The sequence below is a fragment of the Sporosarcina sp. P29 genome (assembly GCF_002743265.1).
Taxonomy (GTDB): Bacteria; Bacillota; Bacilli; order Bacillales_A; family Planococcaceae; genus Sporosarcina.
Genome location: NZ_PDYX01000017.1, coordinates 1 through 17,528, shown reverse-complemented (window position 1 = coordinate 17,528; position 17,528 = coordinate 1). Strand labels below are relative to the sequence as shown.

17 protein-coding genes and 1 other annotated feature are annotated in these 17,528 nt (G+C 42.5%); of the genes, 13 read left to right on the top strand and 4 right to left on the bottom strand.

Annotated elements, in window-relative coordinates; all coding sequences use genetic code 11:
* Window positions 1-16: 16 nt before the first annotated feature.
* Window positions 17-2,434: an EAL domain-containing protein gene (locus tag CSV68_RS12880; RefSeq protein WP_099634926.1), complete on the bottom strand. Its 2,418-nt coding sequence runs from the start codon at window positions 2,432-2,434 to the stop codon at window positions 17-19.
* Between the two features lie 255 nt (window positions 2,435-2,689).
* Complete coding sequence (locus tag CSV68_RS12875; protein ID WP_099634925.1) at window positions 2,690-3,394, bottom strand: pseudouridine synthase; 705 nt, start codon at window positions 3,392-3,394, stop codon at window positions 2,690-2,692.
* A gap of 174 nt (window positions 3,395-3,568) precedes the next feature.
* Window positions 3,569-3,788: a binding site (T-box leader), on the top strand.
* 88 nt (window positions 3,789-3,876) lie between these two features.
* Between CSV68_RS12875 and CSV68_RS12870 the strand changes: the two genes are divergently transcribed.
* The 13 genes from CSV68_RS12870 to CSV68_RS12810 all read left to right on the top strand — a co-directional run bounded on the left by CSV68_RS12870 (window position 3,877) and on the right by CSV68_RS12810 (window position 15,455).
* Window positions 3,877-5,259, top strand: a complete 1,383-nt coding sequence (locus CSV68_RS12870; protein WP_233190462.1) for an anthranilate synthase component I family protein — start codon at window positions 3,877-3,879, stop codon at window positions 5,257-5,259.
* Window positions 5,260-5,323: 64 nt separating this feature from the next.
* The gene (gene trpD, locus CSV68_RS12865; RefSeq protein WP_369823532.1) at window positions 5,324-6,355 is read left to right on the top strand and encodes an anthranilate phosphoribosyltransferase; all 1,032 of its coding nucleotides are present in this window, start codon (window positions 5,324-5,326) and stop codon (window positions 6,353-6,355) included.
* The gene (gene trpC, locus CSV68_RS12860) at window positions 6,352-7,140 is read left to right on the top strand and encodes an indole-3-glycerol phosphate synthase TrpC (RefSeq protein WP_099634922.1); all 789 of its coding nucleotides are present in this window, start codon (window positions 6,352-6,354) and stop codon (window positions 7,138-7,140) included. The genes trpD and trpC overlap by 4 nt, the downstream gene beginning before the upstream one ends.
* Entirely contained in the window at window positions 7,137-7,769 is a 633-nt protein-coding gene (locus tag CSV68_RS12855) for a phosphoribosylanthranilate isomerase (protein ID WP_099634921.1), read from the top strand. The genes trpC and CSV68_RS12855 overlap by 4 nt, the downstream gene beginning before the upstream one ends.
* On the top strand, window positions 7,753-8,943 hold the full coding sequence (trpB, locus tag CSV68_RS12850) for a tryptophan synthase subunit beta (protein WP_099634920.1): 1,191 nt from the start codon (window positions 7,753-7,755) through the stop codon (window positions 8,941-8,943). The genes CSV68_RS12855 and trpB overlap by 17 nt, the downstream gene beginning before the upstream one ends.
* The gene (gene trpA, locus CSV68_RS12845; RefSeq protein WP_099634919.1) at window positions 8,940-9,731 is read left to right on the top strand and encodes a tryptophan synthase subunit alpha; all 792 of its coding nucleotides are present in this window, start codon (window positions 8,940-8,942) and stop codon (window positions 9,729-9,731) included. The genes trpB and trpA overlap by 4 nt, the downstream gene beginning before the upstream one ends.
* 254 nt (window positions 9,732-9,985) lie before the next feature.
* On the top strand, window positions 9,986-10,915 hold the full coding sequence (locus CSV68_RS12840; protein WP_099634918.1) for a S66 peptidase family protein: 930 nt from the start codon (window positions 9,986-9,988) through the stop codon (window positions 10,913-10,915).
* Complete coding sequence (locus CSV68_RS12835) at window positions 10,916-12,025, top strand: mandelate racemase/muconate lactonizing enzyme family protein (protein ID WP_099634917.1); 1,110 nt, start codon at window positions 10,916-10,918, stop codon at window positions 12,023-12,025. It abuts the gene before it with no gap.
* Entirely contained in the window at window positions 12,018-12,902 is an 885-nt protein-coding gene (locus tag CSV68_RS12830; RefSeq protein WP_158233044.1) for a C40 family peptidase, read from the top strand. The genes CSV68_RS12835 and CSV68_RS12830 overlap by 8 nt, the downstream gene beginning before the upstream one ends.
* Window positions 12,903-12,992: 90 nt before the next feature.
* Window positions 12,993-13,472 (top strand): acyl-CoA thioesterase, encoded by a 480-nt coding sequence (locus CSV68_RS12825; protein ID WP_099634915.1) that lies wholly within the window; start codon window positions 12,993-12,995, stop codon window positions 13,470-13,472.
* Between the two features lie 129 nt (window positions 13,473-13,601).
* Window positions 13,602-14,399, top strand: coding sequence for a hypothetical protein (locus tag CSV68_RS12820; RefSeq protein WP_099662339.1), 798 nt, complete (start codon window positions 13,602-13,604; stop codon window positions 14,397-14,399).
* A 2-nt stretch (window positions 14,400-14,401) separates the two neighbouring features.
* Complete coding sequence (locus CSV68_RS12815) at window positions 14,402-14,770, top strand: GntR family transcriptional regulator (protein ID WP_099634913.1); 369 nt, start codon at window positions 14,402-14,404, stop codon at window positions 14,768-14,770.
* On the top strand, window positions 14,763-15,455 hold the full coding sequence (locus CSV68_RS12810; RefSeq protein WP_099634912.1) for an ABC transporter ATP-binding protein: 693 nt from the start codon (window positions 14,763-14,765) through the stop codon (window positions 15,453-15,455). The genes CSV68_RS12815 and CSV68_RS12810 overlap by 8 nt, the downstream gene beginning before the upstream one ends.
* A 285-nt stretch (window positions 15,456-15,740) precedes the next feature.
* Here CSV68_RS12810 and mscL read toward each other — a convergent pair whose 3' ends face one another.
* A complete protein-coding gene (gene mscL / locus CSV68_RS12805) occupies window positions 15,741-16,127 on the bottom strand; it encodes a large conductance mechanosensitive channel protein MscL (protein WP_099662338.1) in 387 nt (128 codons plus the stop codon).
* A gap of 46 nt (window positions 16,128-16,173) precedes the next feature.
* Window positions 16,174-16,803, bottom strand: coding sequence for a phosphatase PAP2 family protein (locus CSV68_RS12800; RefSeq protein ID WP_158233043.1), 630 nt, complete (start codon window positions 16,801-16,803; stop codon window positions 16,174-16,176).
* Window positions 16,804-17,528 lie beyond the last annotated feature (725 nt).

Here is a 17,528-nt window from a genome sequence, read left to right as displayed (position 1 = left end):
GTCTGTTGGCTACATATTATGGTTTTATAGTAGTGAATAACTGTAAAATTTCATCGGGAGGCACAGGTCTCGAATACAAGAAACCTTGTGCTTCATCACATTCAAGTTTACGAAGAAATTCGGCCTGTTCGTGAGTTTCGACCCCTTCCGCAATCACTCGTAAGTGTAAGTTCTTAGCCAAATCAATAATAGCTTTGACAATAACTGAATTTGAATGTAATTCTCTAACAAAAGATTGATCAATTTTAAGATGAGTTAAAGGAAACTTAGTTAAATAACTTAATGAGGAATAACCCGTTCCGAAATCATCGATACTAATTTTAATGCCGATTTCACGAAGATCTTGTAAAATGTTTTGGCAATAGTCAACATCGGAGGTCATACTCTCTGTAATTTCGATATTCAAATAGCGTGGCAGCAGACCCGTTTTATGAAGGGTGTCTTTGACATCGGTCACAAAACTAATACTTTTAAACTGCCGTAAGGAAACGTTGACGCTCATTAATAGTGAAGTGTAGCCTAAGTCTTGCCACTCTTTAGCTTGTCTACAAGCAGTCTCTAGCACCCACAAACCAATAGCAAGAATCATCCCAGTTTCTTCTGCTATCGGAATGAATTGACCAGGAGGTATCATCCCTCGCGAAGGGTGTTGCCAGCGTACCAATGCTTCTACACCAATCATATTTCCTGTATTAAATTCATATTGCGGCTGGTAATGTAGAGACAATTCCTTTTTATGAAGGACTTGGCGTAATTCCATCTCAATTAAAGTTCGTTCCATCAAGTCTTTATAAAGTTCTTCTGTGAAAAATTGATATGTGCTTTTACCCGATTGTTTTGCTAAATACATAGCAGAGTCCGCATTACGAATAAGTGTATCGTATTGGGCTCCGTCGTCTGGGAACATGCTGATTCCGATGCTTGGCGCAATAAAGATTTCCAAGTAATCAATGAGGAATGATTTTGATACTTCATCGACGATTCGCTGGGCGACCATTCGTGCGCCTTGTTTCGTCGTGGAAGAACATAGAATAAGAAACTCATCTCCACTAAGTCGACCGACCAAGTCATTTTGTCTAACGAGCGTCTGTAATCTTGCACCAACCGCTTTTAGCAATTGGTCACCTACATAGTGACCCATAGAATCATTAATATTTTTAAATCGATCCAGGTCCATATAAAGCAGAGCAAAAGGTTCCCGGTTGTTTAAACGATTCTTAATCAAGTCTTCTACTGTCTGCTTAAGTAACCTTCTGTTAGGTAATCCGGTTAGATGGTCGTGAAATGCCATATGTTCGACTAAACGTTCAGCTTCTTTCCGGTCGGTAATGTCACTGGCGGTACCGACAACTTCGACTACATTCTTACCTTCGAAAATAGGAGACAAATAAACTAGAAAGGTTCTAGATTGATAGTCAATTTCAAACTGTCCAACACGGCCAAGTAAAGCCCCAAGAAGCTGTCGTTTGAATGTAGACAAAGTGAAACTTTTACTGGATGTGAATTGATTAAGCATATCTGCAGTAATTCCAAGTTGTTCGGCTACTTTTCCTTCTAGTAATGTAATATTGATTTGATCATTTTCATCAAAAGAATATTTAAAAATAGCGTTTTGAAGGTTTTTCACTGTCGTAGTAAAATCATTTTTTAATGCTAACTCTAATGACTTTTCTGCTTCCATTTGGGAAGTCACGTCTTGGCGTATAGAAATGTATTGGAACGGTCTACCATCAGAACCAATAAACGGAACGACTGTCGTATGGACCCAATAAAGATTTCCGGACTTCGACCTATTACGGATTACGCCTCTCCATACTCGACCGGATTGAATTGTTTTCCACATATTTGCAAAGAAGCTTTTAGGATGTGTGCCTGAGTTGACTACCCTATGTGTTTTGCCGATCAGCTCATTACGTGAGTACTCCGAAAGGGTACAGAAGCGGTTATTGACATACGTAATTACACCCTGTGGATTGGTGATGACGACTACTGCTGATTCATCTAGTGCATATTTAAAGTTTTGCAAGTCGGCACGTGTTTTGTCATACTCGTTTGAGACCAATTTCGATCCGGTTACATCTATATCAAGAGAGAGATAACTAGTTAAATTTCCGGCAGTATCATAAATGGGTACAATAGTAATATCCAACCAGTGTACTGTGCCTGGCTTAGAGTAAATCTGTATAGATTCTTGATAGACGGTTTCATGGATAAAATGCTTCGAAAGCGTATAAAGCGTCTCTTCAATAGAGAATTCCCTATTTAACATTGCCCAGGTTCTACCAATTAGCTCCTCTTCGCTATAACCTGTCAGCTCACAAAAATTCTGATTTACATAGGTCAGATGACCATTTAAGTCAATGAGTGATATGCAGAACTTTTCATCAAGTAGCGTGGATAGATGTGAAGAAATACTAGGAGTATGTAACGGCATAAATGCACATCCTTTCTTAAAAGCAGTTATGGAAATAGAATAGACCTTTATTTGAATGCTAAGTATTATGAAATTAAATAAAAATACCTAATAGATAGAATTAAATATATTAACTGTCTGATTATAGCATGAATGAGAGAGTTTTGAACTAGTTATTGAAGGGAATATATATAGGTTATTAGAGGTGTTGGAATTTGAGTGCTTGCATAGTAAAAAAGATCACGGAAGGCTTTGTAAAGCTCTTCCATGATCTTTTTATCTTTTCGGTTCGTAATGAAGTGTTTTGAATAACTTATTACGCTCTGCATCTGTTAGTTCACGCCATTCGCCAATTGGGAGATCACCCAATTCAATAGTAAGTATTCGTACACGTTGCAAGCGACGTATATGATAGCCAAGCGCTGCGCACATTCTACGGATTTGACGATTTAAACCTTGTGTCAAGATGATAGAAAAAGTTTTAGGCCCGAGCTTTTTCACCGTACAAGGTTTCGTTACAGTATCGAGGATCTTCACTCCGTTTTCCATTTGTGAAATAAACGAAGCGGTTAGGGGACTATCCACTGTAACGATGTATTCCTTTTCGTGACCATATTCTTCCCTAAGGATTTCATTGACGATATCGCCGTCGTTCGTTAATAGTAATAAACCGTCTGAATCTTTGTCCAAACGTCCGATGTGGAAAATACGTAATGGGTGATTAACAAAGTCTATAACATTGCCTTCAATATGACGTTCTGTTGTGCTAGTGATACCTACTGGTTTATTCAGTGCGATATAAACTAACTGCTCTTCTTGTTCGACTAGCTTGCCGTCGACTTCTACTTGATCGTCGACCTCGACTTTACTTCCTAGTTCCGCGAGTTGTCCGTTGATTTTCACGCGACCGTCAGCAATCCACTGATCTGCACCTCGTCTGGATACAATTCCTGCACCACTTAGAAATTTATTGATTCGCATAAAGATTCTCCTCCCGCACTTGTCGCAATAAGCTAATTATAGCATTTTTTCCGTAAGAAATTGTTGACATTAAAGATTCTGCATATTAAGATAAATATAATAACTAGATGGACAGAAGGTTTCGATAGCGGAATCGTCCCGGCAGATGAGATGAGTTAGCAGAGAAGAGAATAGCGAAAAGATATGAATAAGAAGAGTAGCGATTGCATGTGCTTCCTAGAGAGTCAGTGGCTGGTGAAAACTGATACACATCGTTCGTGAATGGACTTATGGCAGCTGTTTTGATGAAAAACAGACGTTTGCTCGCGTTAAGGGCAGTGTGAAAACACATAAAGTGGAAGTACTTCGGTGCTTCAATTTGAGGTGGCAACGCGGTTACATAATCGTCCTCTGCAACAGGCTAACTGGCTCTGTTTGCAGAGGGCTTTTTCTATTTAATCACATGAATTATACGGTAGTCCATAGAGAAGAGGAGAATGATCATGATGACAGAGCAGAAGAACTTACGGGTAACGACGAGAAAGATTGAAGGAGATTCCTTAACCCCTATTTTGATATTTAGAAGATTGAAAGGAAATCATAAGTTCCTGTTGGAGAGCTCTTCGCAAGCAGGTGGGTCAGGACGCTATTCATTCATTGGACTGAATCCTCAAAAAGCCTATCGTGGTCGGGATGGTGTGGTAGAAGAGATTGTCTACTCAACGAATAGAACGTATACGCATGAAGGGGATCTTTATACGTTATTGAAGCGTCTCATGCCACGTATTACGGAAGATGCAGGTTTCCCGTTTACAGGCGGTGCGGTTGGTTATGTGGGGTATGGAGCAGCAAGAAATGGTGAACAGCGAACAGCTGATGACCTCCAGATGCCGGATGTCTACTTCAATATTTACGATACTATCGTGATCTATGACCATCAATTGCACGAAGTGACGTTGCTGCATACAGAAATCAATCCAGTATACGAAGCACCTGACTTGGATGCTATCGAGGATATGATCGTCAATGGTTCAGTCGATAAAGAAGATAGTGTTTCCCTTTCTGATTATCGTTGTGCCATTTCCAAAGAAGAGTTTGAGCGTCGTGTCCAAATTGTCATAGATGCGATTAAAGAGGGACAGGCGGAACAAGTCGTTCTGTCACGTCGCTTTGAAGCAGATATTACAGGTGATCCGTTTGCGTTGTATCGTAAACTGCGTCGCCGTAATCCATCTCCCTATATGTATTACATGGAGTTTGAAGATCATACAGTAATCGGAACGTCACCCGAAAGTCTCGTGCGTGTAACCGGAGATAAAGTATTAACGAACCCAATTGCAGGCACTCGCAGAAGAGGACGAGATCAAGCGGAAGACAAAGCGCTTGAAATCGAATTACGCAATGATCCGAAAGAGTTATCCGAACACGATATGCTAGTGGAAGTCAGCAAGAAAGAACTGCAACAAATCTGTCGTCCTGAAACGATTGAAGTCGCAAATTATTTGGAAACCGTTCGCTATGAACATGTTATGCACTTAGTTTCCGAAGTGACCGGTGACCTTGCGCCAGGCTTACATGCACTGGATGCACTGAAAGCGACAATGCCAGCAGGGACTGTAACAGGTTCCCCTAAACCGGTTGCTATGGATATGATTGATGAGCTGGAAGATCAGCATCGTGGGATTTACGGAGGTGCTATCGGGTATATTGGTCTTAACGGTAATATCGACTTCGCATTGACGATCCGTACAATGCTCGTAAAAGAAGGCAAAGCGTATGTTCAGGCAGGCGCTGGAATAGTAGGAGCCTCTGTTCCTTCGTTAGAATATAAAGAAACATCCAATAAAGCCCGTTCTTTACTAGAAGCAACAGAAATGACCAAGTAATTGGCAGGCTCAAGCCTTATCGAGAGATCGCGTAAACATCCAGACGAGAAGGGAAGAGATGAGTATGGAGAGGTTTTTAAGCATAGTAGAGAAGCAACGCCACCTGATGTATGAAGAGATGAGAGAAGCAGCTGAGCTGATGTTTAATGAAGCGACAGATGAAGATCAAATTGCACAGTTTTTGATCGCGTTATCGAAAAAAGGTGAAACATCACATGAAGTAGCTGCGTTGGCAGCTGTTATGAAATCATATGCAAATGACCTGACGCCTACAGAGGCGCGTTATCTGGATAACTGCGGAACGGGTGGAGACGGTGTCAATACGTTCAATATTAGTACGACAGCTGCATTCGTCTTAGCGGGTGCTGGGGTCCAAGTTGCGAAACACGGTAACCGTAAAATTTCGAGCGCATCAGGAAGCCAGGACGTCCTGGATGCACTTGGCATTCATTCCGACTTCCAAATACCTGATATGCAGAATTTACTGGAACAGCAAGGGATTGCATTCTTATTCGCACCATCTATTCATCCGAAAATGAAACGGATTGGAGCTATACGAAACAAAATCGGGAAGACGACCATCTTCAACTTAGTTGGACCTTTAACGAATCCCGTATCACTTGAAACTCAATTCACTGGTATTAACCGTCCGGATTTCATTATGGAATATGCGTCAGTACTCAGAATGCTAGGACGTGAAAGAGCGATTGTCGTGAGTGGGGCAGGCGGAATGGACGAAGCGTCTCTTGCGGGCCAGAATGAATTTGTATTACTCGATCATGGTGATTTAATTCCATTTTCATTGACTGCGGATGATGTAGGGCTTGAATATGCACCGTTGTCAGCGATTAAAGGTGGAGACGCTGTGGAAAACGCTGCGACTACTCGGTCAATCTTAGGTGGGGAACGAGGCCCGAAGTTTGATACAGTGGTGTTGAATGCAGGAATTGGTTTATTTGCAAATGGCCAAGTTACCACAATCCAAGAAGGCGTGAAAGTTGCTACGGAAAGTATCCTGTCAGGCAAAGCGTTAGAAAAACTAGATGCCGTCGTCGCATTCAGCGAAAAGATTCGGCAAAAGGCGGTTATCCAATGACGATTTTAGATAAAATTATTGCACAGAAGAAAATAGAAGTAGATCAATTGCTAGCGAGTAACGTGACGTTTCCGGAACGGGAAATTACACGTCCGTCACTCTATCAAACACTGGTGAAAGCGAAACAACTACAAGTCATTTCTGAAATGAAACGTGCATCTCCCTCTAAAGGGTTGATTGCAGAAGGTGCGAACCCTGTTGAACAGGCGACAGCTTATTATGAAGCTGGTGCTGCGTGTATTTCCGTATTGACGGATAAGGAATTCTTTAAAGGATCATTTGAAGACTTGTCTGCAGTAGCGGATGCTGTACCGATCGCATTATTATGCAAAGACTTTATGATTCATAAAATACAGATTGACCAAGCGAAAAGCGCGGGTGCATCCGTCATATTATTGATTGTGGCTGCACTCGATGATGAAACACTCGGAAGCCTGTATACGTATGCCAACGAAGAAGGCTTGGATGTGCTAGTAGAAGTGCATAGCATCGAAGAGTTGCAACGCGCATTATCGATTGACGCGAGAATTATCGGCGTCAACAACCGTGATTTGCATACATTCGAAGTGGATCTAGCACAGACAGAATTGATCGCATCGCACTTCCCGTTTGATGAAGAGCGTGTGTTCATCAGTGAGAGCGGAATCTGGGGACCTGAGGATGCAGAGCGTGCAGCAAAAGCTGGAGCAAGTGCAGTACTTGTCGGAGAATCTTTGATGCGCAGTGATTCAGTAAAAGAAGCCCTGCAAGCATTACAAGTGGAAAAGCGCGTGGCTCGTCCATGACAAAAGTAAAGATTTGCGGGCTGATGAAGCCTGAACATGTACAAGCTGCTGTGGATGCGGGCGCTGATGCTATAGGTTTTGTATTTGCACCAAGCCGTAGGGAAGTGACAGTAGAGCAGGCACAGAAACTTGCGAAACTCATTCCATCGTCCGTACTAAAGATCGGAGTCTTTGTGAATGAAACGAAAGAGCAGTTACAAAAGATTTACGATGAGGTGCCGCTCGATTACATCCAGTATCATGGCGATGAGACACCTGCCTTCATTCAACAAGTAGGATTACCTTCTATTAAAGCACTTGCTATTGAAAATGAAGACGACGTAAAACTCGCTACCACATATGACGTGGATTATTATTTATTTGATACACCAGGTGTTGAATATAAAGGCGGTAGTGGTAAAACATTTGACTGGTCGTTACTTGAAAATGCAGGAGTATCAAAAGAACAAATTATTTTAGCTGGAGGACTGCATGCAGGAAATGTACAGGAAGCGCTAGGGCAAGTGAAACCATATATGGTCGATGTATCAAGTGGAGTAGAGATAGAGAAGCAAAAAGACACGGAACGCATTCAAACGTTTATTCATACAGCGAAGGGTAGGAGAGATCGTCATGACAACAGAAACTAAAGGACGCTACGGTAAATTCGGGGGTCAATTCGTTCCGGAAACATTGATGACAGCATTGCAGGAGTTAGAAACTGCTTACGAAGAAGCGCAGCAAGATCCCGCATTTTCAAAGGAATTGGATTATTATTTGAAAGAGTTTGTAGGTCGTGAAACTCCATTGTTTTTTGCAGAGCGTTTGACGAAGCATGCAGGTGGCGCAAAAATTTATTTGAAGCGTGAAGATTTGAATCACACAGGTGCTCATAAGATTAACAACTCTCTTGGCCAGGCGTTGCTTGCGATTCGTATGGGTAAGAAGAAAATTGTAGCCGAAACAGGAGCGGGTCAACATGGTGTGGCAACAGCTACTGCTTGTGCGTTACTCGGTCTCGAATGCGTTGTATTCATGGGCAAAGAAGATATCCGTCGTCAAGAACTGAATGTTTTCCGCATGGAACTGCTCGGTACGAAAGTAGTTTCCGTTGATAAAGGTTCAGGTACATTGAAGGATGCAGTCAATGAAGCATTGCGCTACTGGGTTTCCAATGTAGAAGATACACATTATATTCTTGGATCGGCTTTAGGCCCGCATCCATTCCCGCAAATCGTTCGTGATTTCCAGCGAGTGATTGGTGATGAAACACGTAAGCAAATCGTGGAGCACGAAGGACGTCTGCCTGATGCAGTTGTAGCTTGCATTGGTGGTGGTAGTAACGCGATCGGTATGTTCCACCCATTCGTTGATGATCAAGACGTGAAGTTGTACGGAGTAGAAGCCGCGGGTAGCGGTATTTCAACAGGCAAACATGCAGCAGCCATTGCAGGTAAACAAGAAGGAGTATTGCACGGTGCGTATATGTACGTATTGCAAGACGAGGATGGATTTATTCAAGAAGCGCATTCCATTTCCGCGGGCCTCGATTATCCTGCAGTAGGACCTGAGCATTGCCATTTAGCTGATATCAAGCGTGTGCAGTATGATTCTGTCACGGATCAGCAAGCGCTTGAAGCGGTGCAATTACTGTCACGTGTAGAAGGAATTATTCCAGCTCTTGAAAGTGCACACGCTGTTTATTATGCAGTGCAGTTAGCGAAAGAAATGAAGGAAGATGAGCTACTCGTTATCTGTTTATCGGGGCGTGGCGATAAAGACATGCAAACAGTACGTGATGCGCTGGGAGGTCAATCCATATGACGAAAAAACTAGTGACACAAGCAATTGTGCAATGTAATGAACAAGGAGATAAAGCATTTGTACCTTATATAATGGCGGGTGACGGTGGATTACAGACGTTAAAGAAGACGATATTATTCCTGCAAGAAGCGGGCGCAACGGCTATTGAAGTAGGTATACCATTTTCCGATCCGGTAGCTGACGGTGATGTGATTCAGCAAGCTGGTGAGCGTGCGTTAGCTGAAGGCATTACATTACGAAAGATTATGACAGAACTTGCTTCATTCAAAGAAGAAGTTCAGATTCCCCTAGTAATCATGACGTATTTGAATCCTGTGCTTAGCTATGGCTTGCAATCAATTGCGGCAGATTGTGAAGCAAGCGGTGTCTACGGTTTAATCGTTCCGGATCTACCACTCGAAGAAAGTGGTTTACTAAAAGAAGCACTGAAAAACAGCGAAGTAGCGTTAATTCAATTAGTTTCTCTAACCAGTCCAGCTGAGCGTATTGAAGCCATCGCGAAAGCAGCAGAAGGATTTATTTACGCAGTGACAGTAAACGGCATCACGGGTGTCCGTTCATCATTTACAGAAGGACTTGAAGGTCACTTGGAGCGTCTAAAGGCAGCAAGTTCCGTTCCAGTTCTCGCAGGATTCGGTATTTCTACTCCGGAACATGTTCGCACACTTGGCGGACTTGCCGACGGCGTCATCGTTGGAAGTGCGATCGTGACGGCACTTCATGAAGGAGAATACGAAAAGGTTCGGACGTTAATTAATGCATCCAAAAATCAACTGACTAATAGCTAATCATTTTGCGGACAACTGATACATTTCAGTTGTCCGTTTTTTTGTATAAATAAAACTATCCACAATAGGAGAATTGTGAATAACTTTTTCTGTTATTTAAGTAATTTTGTATGATGTATGCACAACATCTGGGGATTAGCTGTTCATAAAGGGGATAACTCAAAGATTACCCACAATCTATTTCAAATGTCTTATAAATCTCGTGATGAAGGTAGTGTTTCCTGAATATGATAAAGTAGGACGTAGAAAGGGTGATGAGTAGAATGATTCGTCCAGCACATTTAGTACAAGGTGATGTAATTGGGATCGTGGCACCTGCCAGTCCTGTAGAACGTGAAGTATTGGAGCGTTCATTTCAATTTTTGGAGCAATTGGGTCTGCGCTATAAAGTAGGTCAGTCCGTGTATAAGAAACATGGTTATTTGGCAGGGACTGATGAAGAACGGCTTGCTGACTTGCATGGGATGTTTAAAGATCCCGAAGTGAAAGGGATTCTTTGTGCGGGTGGCGGTTACGGTTCGGCGCGCTACGCAGAACAACTGGATCTCGATTTGATCCACGACCATCCAAAAGTGTTTTGGGGGTTCAGTGATATTACGTATCTACATACCGCGATTCGTCAGGGGGCAGGACTCGTTACATTCCACGGACCGATGCTTGCATCATGTGTCGCAAAAGAAGAGTTTCATGAAATGTCAGGCAAAATGTTCGGGCAATTATTTACGCCTGTAGAAGTTCATTATTCTGAAGCTATCTCGCCACTCGAAACACTTGTAGGCGGTGTGGCAGAAGGCGAAGTGGTCGGTGGTAATTTGACGCAATTAGTCAACAGCCTAGGCAGTGAATTTGAGATAAAGACGAATAATCGGTTGCTTGTTATTGAGGATGTGGGTGAAGAGCCTTATAAAGTGGATCGTTTACTCAATCAATTACGTCTCGCAGGTAAGCTTCGCGAAGCAGCAGGTATCGTGATTGGTAATTTCGCGAAATCGACACCAACGAAGCCGAATGCTTCACTGACAATGGATGAAGTGTTTGACCATTATTTTGGCAAACTACATCAGCCTGTCGTAAAAGGATTCCGTATCGGCCATTGCGAACCGAATATAGCGATTCCATTTGGTGTGAAAGGACGTTTGGATGCAAATAGTAAGACGCTGACTATTTTACCGGGAGTGGAGTAATTGCAAATTCGCACGGTGGAAACATTCCTCGTGTCATCCTTATTACGTAAACCGTTTATCACGGCATTGCGAAAGGTTCAAACTGTGCAATCGGTTATTATCAAATTAACAACTGACGACGGCCTAATCGGCTGGGGAGAAGCGGTGCCGACACACGTCATAACGGGAGATTCCATAGGTGGAATTCGTTATGTCATCCATCACGTTTTTACGCCCATATTGATAGGCCAAGACATCTCACGGCGGGAAGTATTAACGGAGAGAATACAACGAGCTATTATAGGTAATACGAGTGCAAAAGCTGCAGTTGATATGGCAGTGAATGATTTATTCGGACAGCTTTGCGGTTTACCTTTAGTACAAGTGTTGGGTGGCTACCATCAAAACTTGAAAACAGATTTGACAGTCAGTGTCGGAGAACCTGCTCATATGGCCAAGGAAGCGGCAGAACATGTTGCCAAAGGCTTCGATACGCTAAAAGTGAAAGTAGGTACAGGTAATTTTCAACAGGAAAGAGAAAGGATTCACGCTATTCGTCGAACCGTCGGCCAAGATATCACGATTCGCCTCGATGCCAATCAAGGTTGGAAACCAAAAGAAGCCATTCGCCTCATTCGCCAGTTGGAAGATGACGGAGTAGATTTGGAATTAATAGAACAGCCAGTTGCCGCATATGATGTAGAAGGCTTGAGAGACGTGACGAGACAGACAAGCACGCTGATCATGGCAGATGAATCATTATTTTCAGCAAGGGATGCAAAAAAAATGCTGGAGATGCGCGCAGTGGATGTACTGAATATCAAATTGATGAAGTCGGGGGGAATCCGCGAAGCCTTGAAAATCAATGCATTGGCTGAACTAAATGGCGTAGAGTGTATGGTCGGAAGTATGATGGAGACAGCAATTGGTGTGACGGCAGCTGCCCATATCGCAGCGAGTCAGCCGAATATAACGCGAGTGGATTTAGACGCACCACTATTATTGGCAGAGAAGTTTTCTGCGGGTGGCGTGCTGTATCACGGATCGCATATGGAATTTAGTAAGGAGTCTGGACTAGGATTTGATTCGAAACGGATGATGCAATGGGTGAAGGAGCATGCATGTGAATGAGAAATGGATGTGCGCGGTAAGCGTTGCGACAGTATGGACTGATCCTGATTCTCCTCGTGTGGCTGATCTTCCTGCTTTGGATCATCCCGTACAAATCGATAGGTGGCTATCCCAGTTATCTTATGAAGAACGTCTAGCGCTGAGTGACAAGGATCAAATTCAAACCCAATTATTATACGGTGAATCTGTAATTGTCGAAGAAGTGGTTGGTGACTGGGCACGTATCATTGCTAGTTCTCAGTCGACTCGGAAAAATCCGCGAGGCTATCCTGGCTGGGTGCCACTAGTACAACTTTCCATGAAGAAGCGACTACAGACAGAAGAGTTTGTCAGAGTAACTAATTCAAAAGCAGCTCTGTTTGACGAATCAGGTGCCTTCTTTTTACGAGTTTCTTTCAATACAATTTTCCCTTTCGCTGAACGACGCGGCAAGAAGATACGTGTATGGACACCGCATGGTTGGAAACTATTAAATGCATCTGATGTCGAGCGCGTGGGAGAAGAATCGATTCACCGTCCGCTAACAGTGGGAAGACGCTTCATTGGCTTGCCGTATTTATGGGGTGGCATGTCTGCCTGGGGATTTGATTGCTCAGGATTCATCCGTACTATATGGAAAGCGTGTGGAGTTTGCTTGCCGCGTGATGCGATTGATCAGGCAGAAGAGGGTAGATCAGTCTCACTCGATTCTGCAGATTGGCAAAAAGGTGATTTAATCTTTTTCAAGAATGAAGAGCAGTGTATTCATCATGTAGCGATGTATGTGGGTAACGGAATAATTCTTCACGCACCTTCAACTGGGAAATTAATTGAGCAAATCGAGTTAAAGAAGTCCGCATATGCCGGAAATGTCTGTAGTGTGCGTAGGATTATTTAATCGAATACGCAACACATCAAGCAAGTATTAGCATTGACTCCCTTCTTTTATGTATACTTGAATGAACGTACTAAAAAGGGAGTTGTCGTAATGTCAGAACCAAAACCGATGAGCGAGTCGAGAACAATCCAAAGTAAGCTGGTCTTACCGCCGGACACGAACCATATTGAATCAATCTTTGGAGGAAAAGTCCTCTCGTATATCGATGAGATCGCAGCTATTTCTGCTATGAAACACGCAGGGACGAGAGCTGCAATCACCGCTTCGATCGACTCAGTCGATTTCGTTTCTCCAGCCTTGCTTGGCGATGTCATTGAACTCGAAGCGGTAGTTACTTCCGTTGGTCGCACATCTATGGAAGTTTTTATTTCCGTTCATTCCAAAAACTTGGTAACAGGTGAAGTGAGGTTGACGACGGAATCATTTTGCACCATGGTAGCGGTAGATGACACAAATCGTCCGATACCAGTGGCGGAAGTGTATCCTGAAACGGAATTAGAAAAACGTCTTTTCGATACCGCACCGGCACGACGTGAACTTCGTAAGCAGCGGAGATTGATGAAACATTAATAGTAGCGCAAGGAAGAAACGGATTTCTCGTTTCTACCTTGCGTTTTTTATTTAAAGTAATCACCTTGTTAATTCTTTTTGCATAGTGTACTATATAACTAATACACTAGAACGAAGGGAGCTGGTTTTATGAGGAATACGGTATTTGGTGGATTAATGAATAAAGAGTGGATTGTGTTGAAATGGTTGCTGGCTTTGATCTTGCTGTTGGACGTAGTGATGATTACCTTAGCGCCTCTTTTGACTACAAATTTTGTAGGGAATCCGGATACACTTTACGACAATACACATATCATTGTCGGCACTTGGTTTGCTCTGCACGTATTTAGCGGTGCCTTTATGTTGTTCGTCAGTTTAAAGAAAGAAATGAAGAATTTGGAGATGTGGTTGCACTCCCCGCATCCTATGGTTCAACTAGTTGGAGCTAAAGTGATGTTTGCTATTTTGATAGCCCTTGGTAGCTTGTTCTTTAGTTGTTTTCTTGCAAGTATCGTCTTTTATGTCATAGGAGATTGGACGATGGAATTGGCTTGGAGTGGGGTATTGGCTTTAATTAGTGTAGTGCTAGCGATATCCATTAAATTAGTTTTTATAACAATGGTCGGCTGGTTCTTCTGGAGTGTGTATAAAGTGGTTAATTCGATAATCCTTTTCTTTTCTGTACCGCTCATTTTTATATTCTTTATAATCACGTTAACTTTATGGGAACAACTACGACTGAATGGATTCTTTGACTGGCTCCGTACGATAGTGCCTGTGCGATTAACAAATGAGTCATTTTACAATGAACATACAAGCTACTTCTTCATGGGCTTTGTGCCAAATGGTATTGCTTTTTCATTAGGGAATGTAGTGTTTTATCTAATCATCAGCTTTGTATTATTAATGATAGGATCTGCGTTATTTGAGAAGAAAGTGAGGGTGTAACGATGGGTATGGAGTTTCTTCCAGACAAACCAATTTACCAACAGCTCGTTGAACACATCATCGGTGACATCATAAGAGCCACGCTTGTAGCAGGGGAGAAGTTGCCATCTGTCCGTGACTATGCCGTTTCAGTAGGTGTGAACGCCAACACGATGCAACGGGTCTATAAGGAACTGGAAAACTTGGGAATTACTGAAACGAGAAGGGGGCAGGGATCATTCGTGACGGAAAATAAGATGAGAATTCTAGAACTTCGTGAAGAAATGAAAGAACAACTCGTCCAGTCATTCATTCAAAATGTGGAATCGTTAGGCTTTACGACGAACGAGATGGTTCACTATTTACAGAGAAGGGGTGAACAGGATGATTGAATTGCAGGAGGTTTCCAAAAAGTATAGATCTAAACGGGCACTTAACAGAGTATCACTTGCATTGCCTCGTGGAAAGATCATTGGATTGGTAGGGGAAAATGGCAGTGGAAAAACAACGTTGCTAAAGGTATTAGCAGGAATATTGAAACCTACTACTGGACTCGCGATTTTAGATAATAATAAAATTACGAGGAGAGTCGCTTCGTCTGTAGCTTATATGCCGGATACCGATTTGTTTTATCCTTATTTTACAGTGAAACAATTATTTGAATTCTACGATTCGCAATTTGAGGATTTTGACATGAAGAAAGCGCAAGAGATTGCTGAATACCTTGTTATCTCACTAGAAGTAAAAATCAGCACACTGTCAAAGGGCAATAGGGGTCGAGTGAAGATTGCTGCAACGCTTGGAAGAAATGCAGCCTATTATTTGCTAGATGAGCCGTTTTCGGGATTGGATCCAATGGTACGGGAAGATATAGCGAGAGGTCTCATTCGTTTTACGGATACTGAGTGGCAAACTATTTTACTCTCCACTCACGAGATCAAGGAAGTAGAGCCGTTGTTGGATGAGTTGATTGTATTAAAAGAAGGTCAAGTTCTTGCCCATAAAGAAATCGATGAGATTCGCGATGTATATGGAATAGATGCAACCTCGTGGATGATTTCTCTGTTTCGTCAGTGATGCCCATGTATATAAAAACAGCAGTGGATGAATAGGCCATAGCCCGCTCATTCACTGCTGTTAAGTTGTATTAGTTATTACTGCTGAACGTACGGACTAGTCCAAGTACTGTTCCACCAAGAATAAATGCAAACAATGCATACATGATATAGACGAACCACATGAATATCCACTCCTTTGATCAGTATCCTGCCTATAATTGTAACACCTTGACAGGCGCGTTGCAATGGACTTTGTAAGACAACTGTGGCGGCTGGACGACCAGATGAATGAGTGTTCGCAATTTTATCGTTCGCTTTTTAATAAATCACGAATTTCAGTAAGTAATTCCTCTTTTATATCTAAGGGTTTTTCTTCCTCTTCTTCTTCAGCTATATCTGCTGGCTTCATTTTCAACTTCATTAGTACTCGTAAGAAGACGAAAATCGAACCTGCAACAATCAAGAAATCAATGATAGATTGAATAAATAGACCGTATTTGATTGCAGCATCACCAATTGTATAACTTAATGTAGAGAAGTCCAGACCACCTAATAAGATTCCAATAAGTGGTGTCATGATATTTTCAACTAAAGAAGAAACGATCGTGCCGAATGCCGCACCAATTACGACACCGATTGCCAAGTCGAAAATATTCCCTTTAAACGCAAACTCCTTAAAATCCTTCCACATTCACATAACCTCCTTTATTCATCTTTCTATGTCTTTTACCCAGTTATTAGCGCTGTAAACGCTGGTATAAGGCAATAGATGCGAACAACCAGACTGAGCTAGCTAGTACGCCACCGACTATATCGCTTGGGAAATGAACACCCAAATAGATTCTACTGACTGCAATCATTGCAATCATTATAACTGCAAGAATGGTGATAGCGATTCGGCTTCCTGTAGTCTTTAAATTTCTCCATATGATGTAAGCAAGTATCGTATAGAAACTGAACGCCATCATCGTGTGTCCGCTAGGAAAACTATAGCCACCAATGTCGATCAGCCGATTAAAATCAGGACGTTCTCGTTTGAAGATGAACTTGAGTACTTGATTAAGAATGCCTGTCCCAGCCAGTGCTATGCCGAATAGTACTGCTTGCGCACGATGTTTCTTCCATAACAGAACTCCGAGCGTCAGTATGGCCAATAGAGTAACCGATGTTGTAGAACCGATGGTAGTAAACAGTTTCATAATAGACGTCAGTCCTGGGGATTCTGCGCTTTGCACGAAGTCTATAATGGGTTCATCAAAACTAGAGATTGTTTGCAAGTGAATGGATCTGGCAATATAGGCGAAAAAGCCGGTAAATAAAATACAAATAATCCAAACGGATAATAAACGAAATGATAATTCACGCACGGTATACATTCCTTTCTATAGTTGTATATTCTGAACGATTGTAAAAAGAATGTACAGTGAAATGTAGGGGTTTTCGTCGGATTGGGTGTAGGACAGTTCGGGTAGCTTTTTCAAAAGGAATTAGTGCGTAAGTGACCATGGATTACATTTCTATTAAGAGTGCGTAAGAAGCGGCATTGGGTTGTAGTTCTTGCACGTGCATTTTCTTTTTCCTGTTTAATCAGGAGGTTGTGGTTTAGCTGCCTATGTAAGTGGCGAGTCCATTGTCCCCACTTCGGCGCTGGTGGATGGCTTTCGCGAGGAGCCAGAGACAGGAAGTTCGCCTGTCTTTGTCTCTTCGCTACGCCTACCACAGCAGGCGCCTTCGTTGGATTGGGTGTAGGGCAGTTCGAGTAGTTGTTTTTACTCGTTAAAGTGCTGTCGGATTACGCTTCTGTTTAAAGTACGTAATAAGCGGCACTAAGTTGTGGTTCTTGCACGTGCTTTTTCTGTTCCTGTTTAATCCAGGAGGTTATGGTTTAGCTGACAGTGTAAGTGGCAAGTCCATTGTCCCCACTACGGCGCTGGTGGATGGCTTTCGCGAGGAGCCAGAGACAGGAAGTTCGCCTGTCTTTGTCTCATCGCTACGCCTACCACAGCAGTCGCCTTCGTTAGAGTATGTGTAGGACAGTTCTTCTACTTCTTTTTCAAAAAGTACAAAATCAGTATTACCAATTCACGGATCT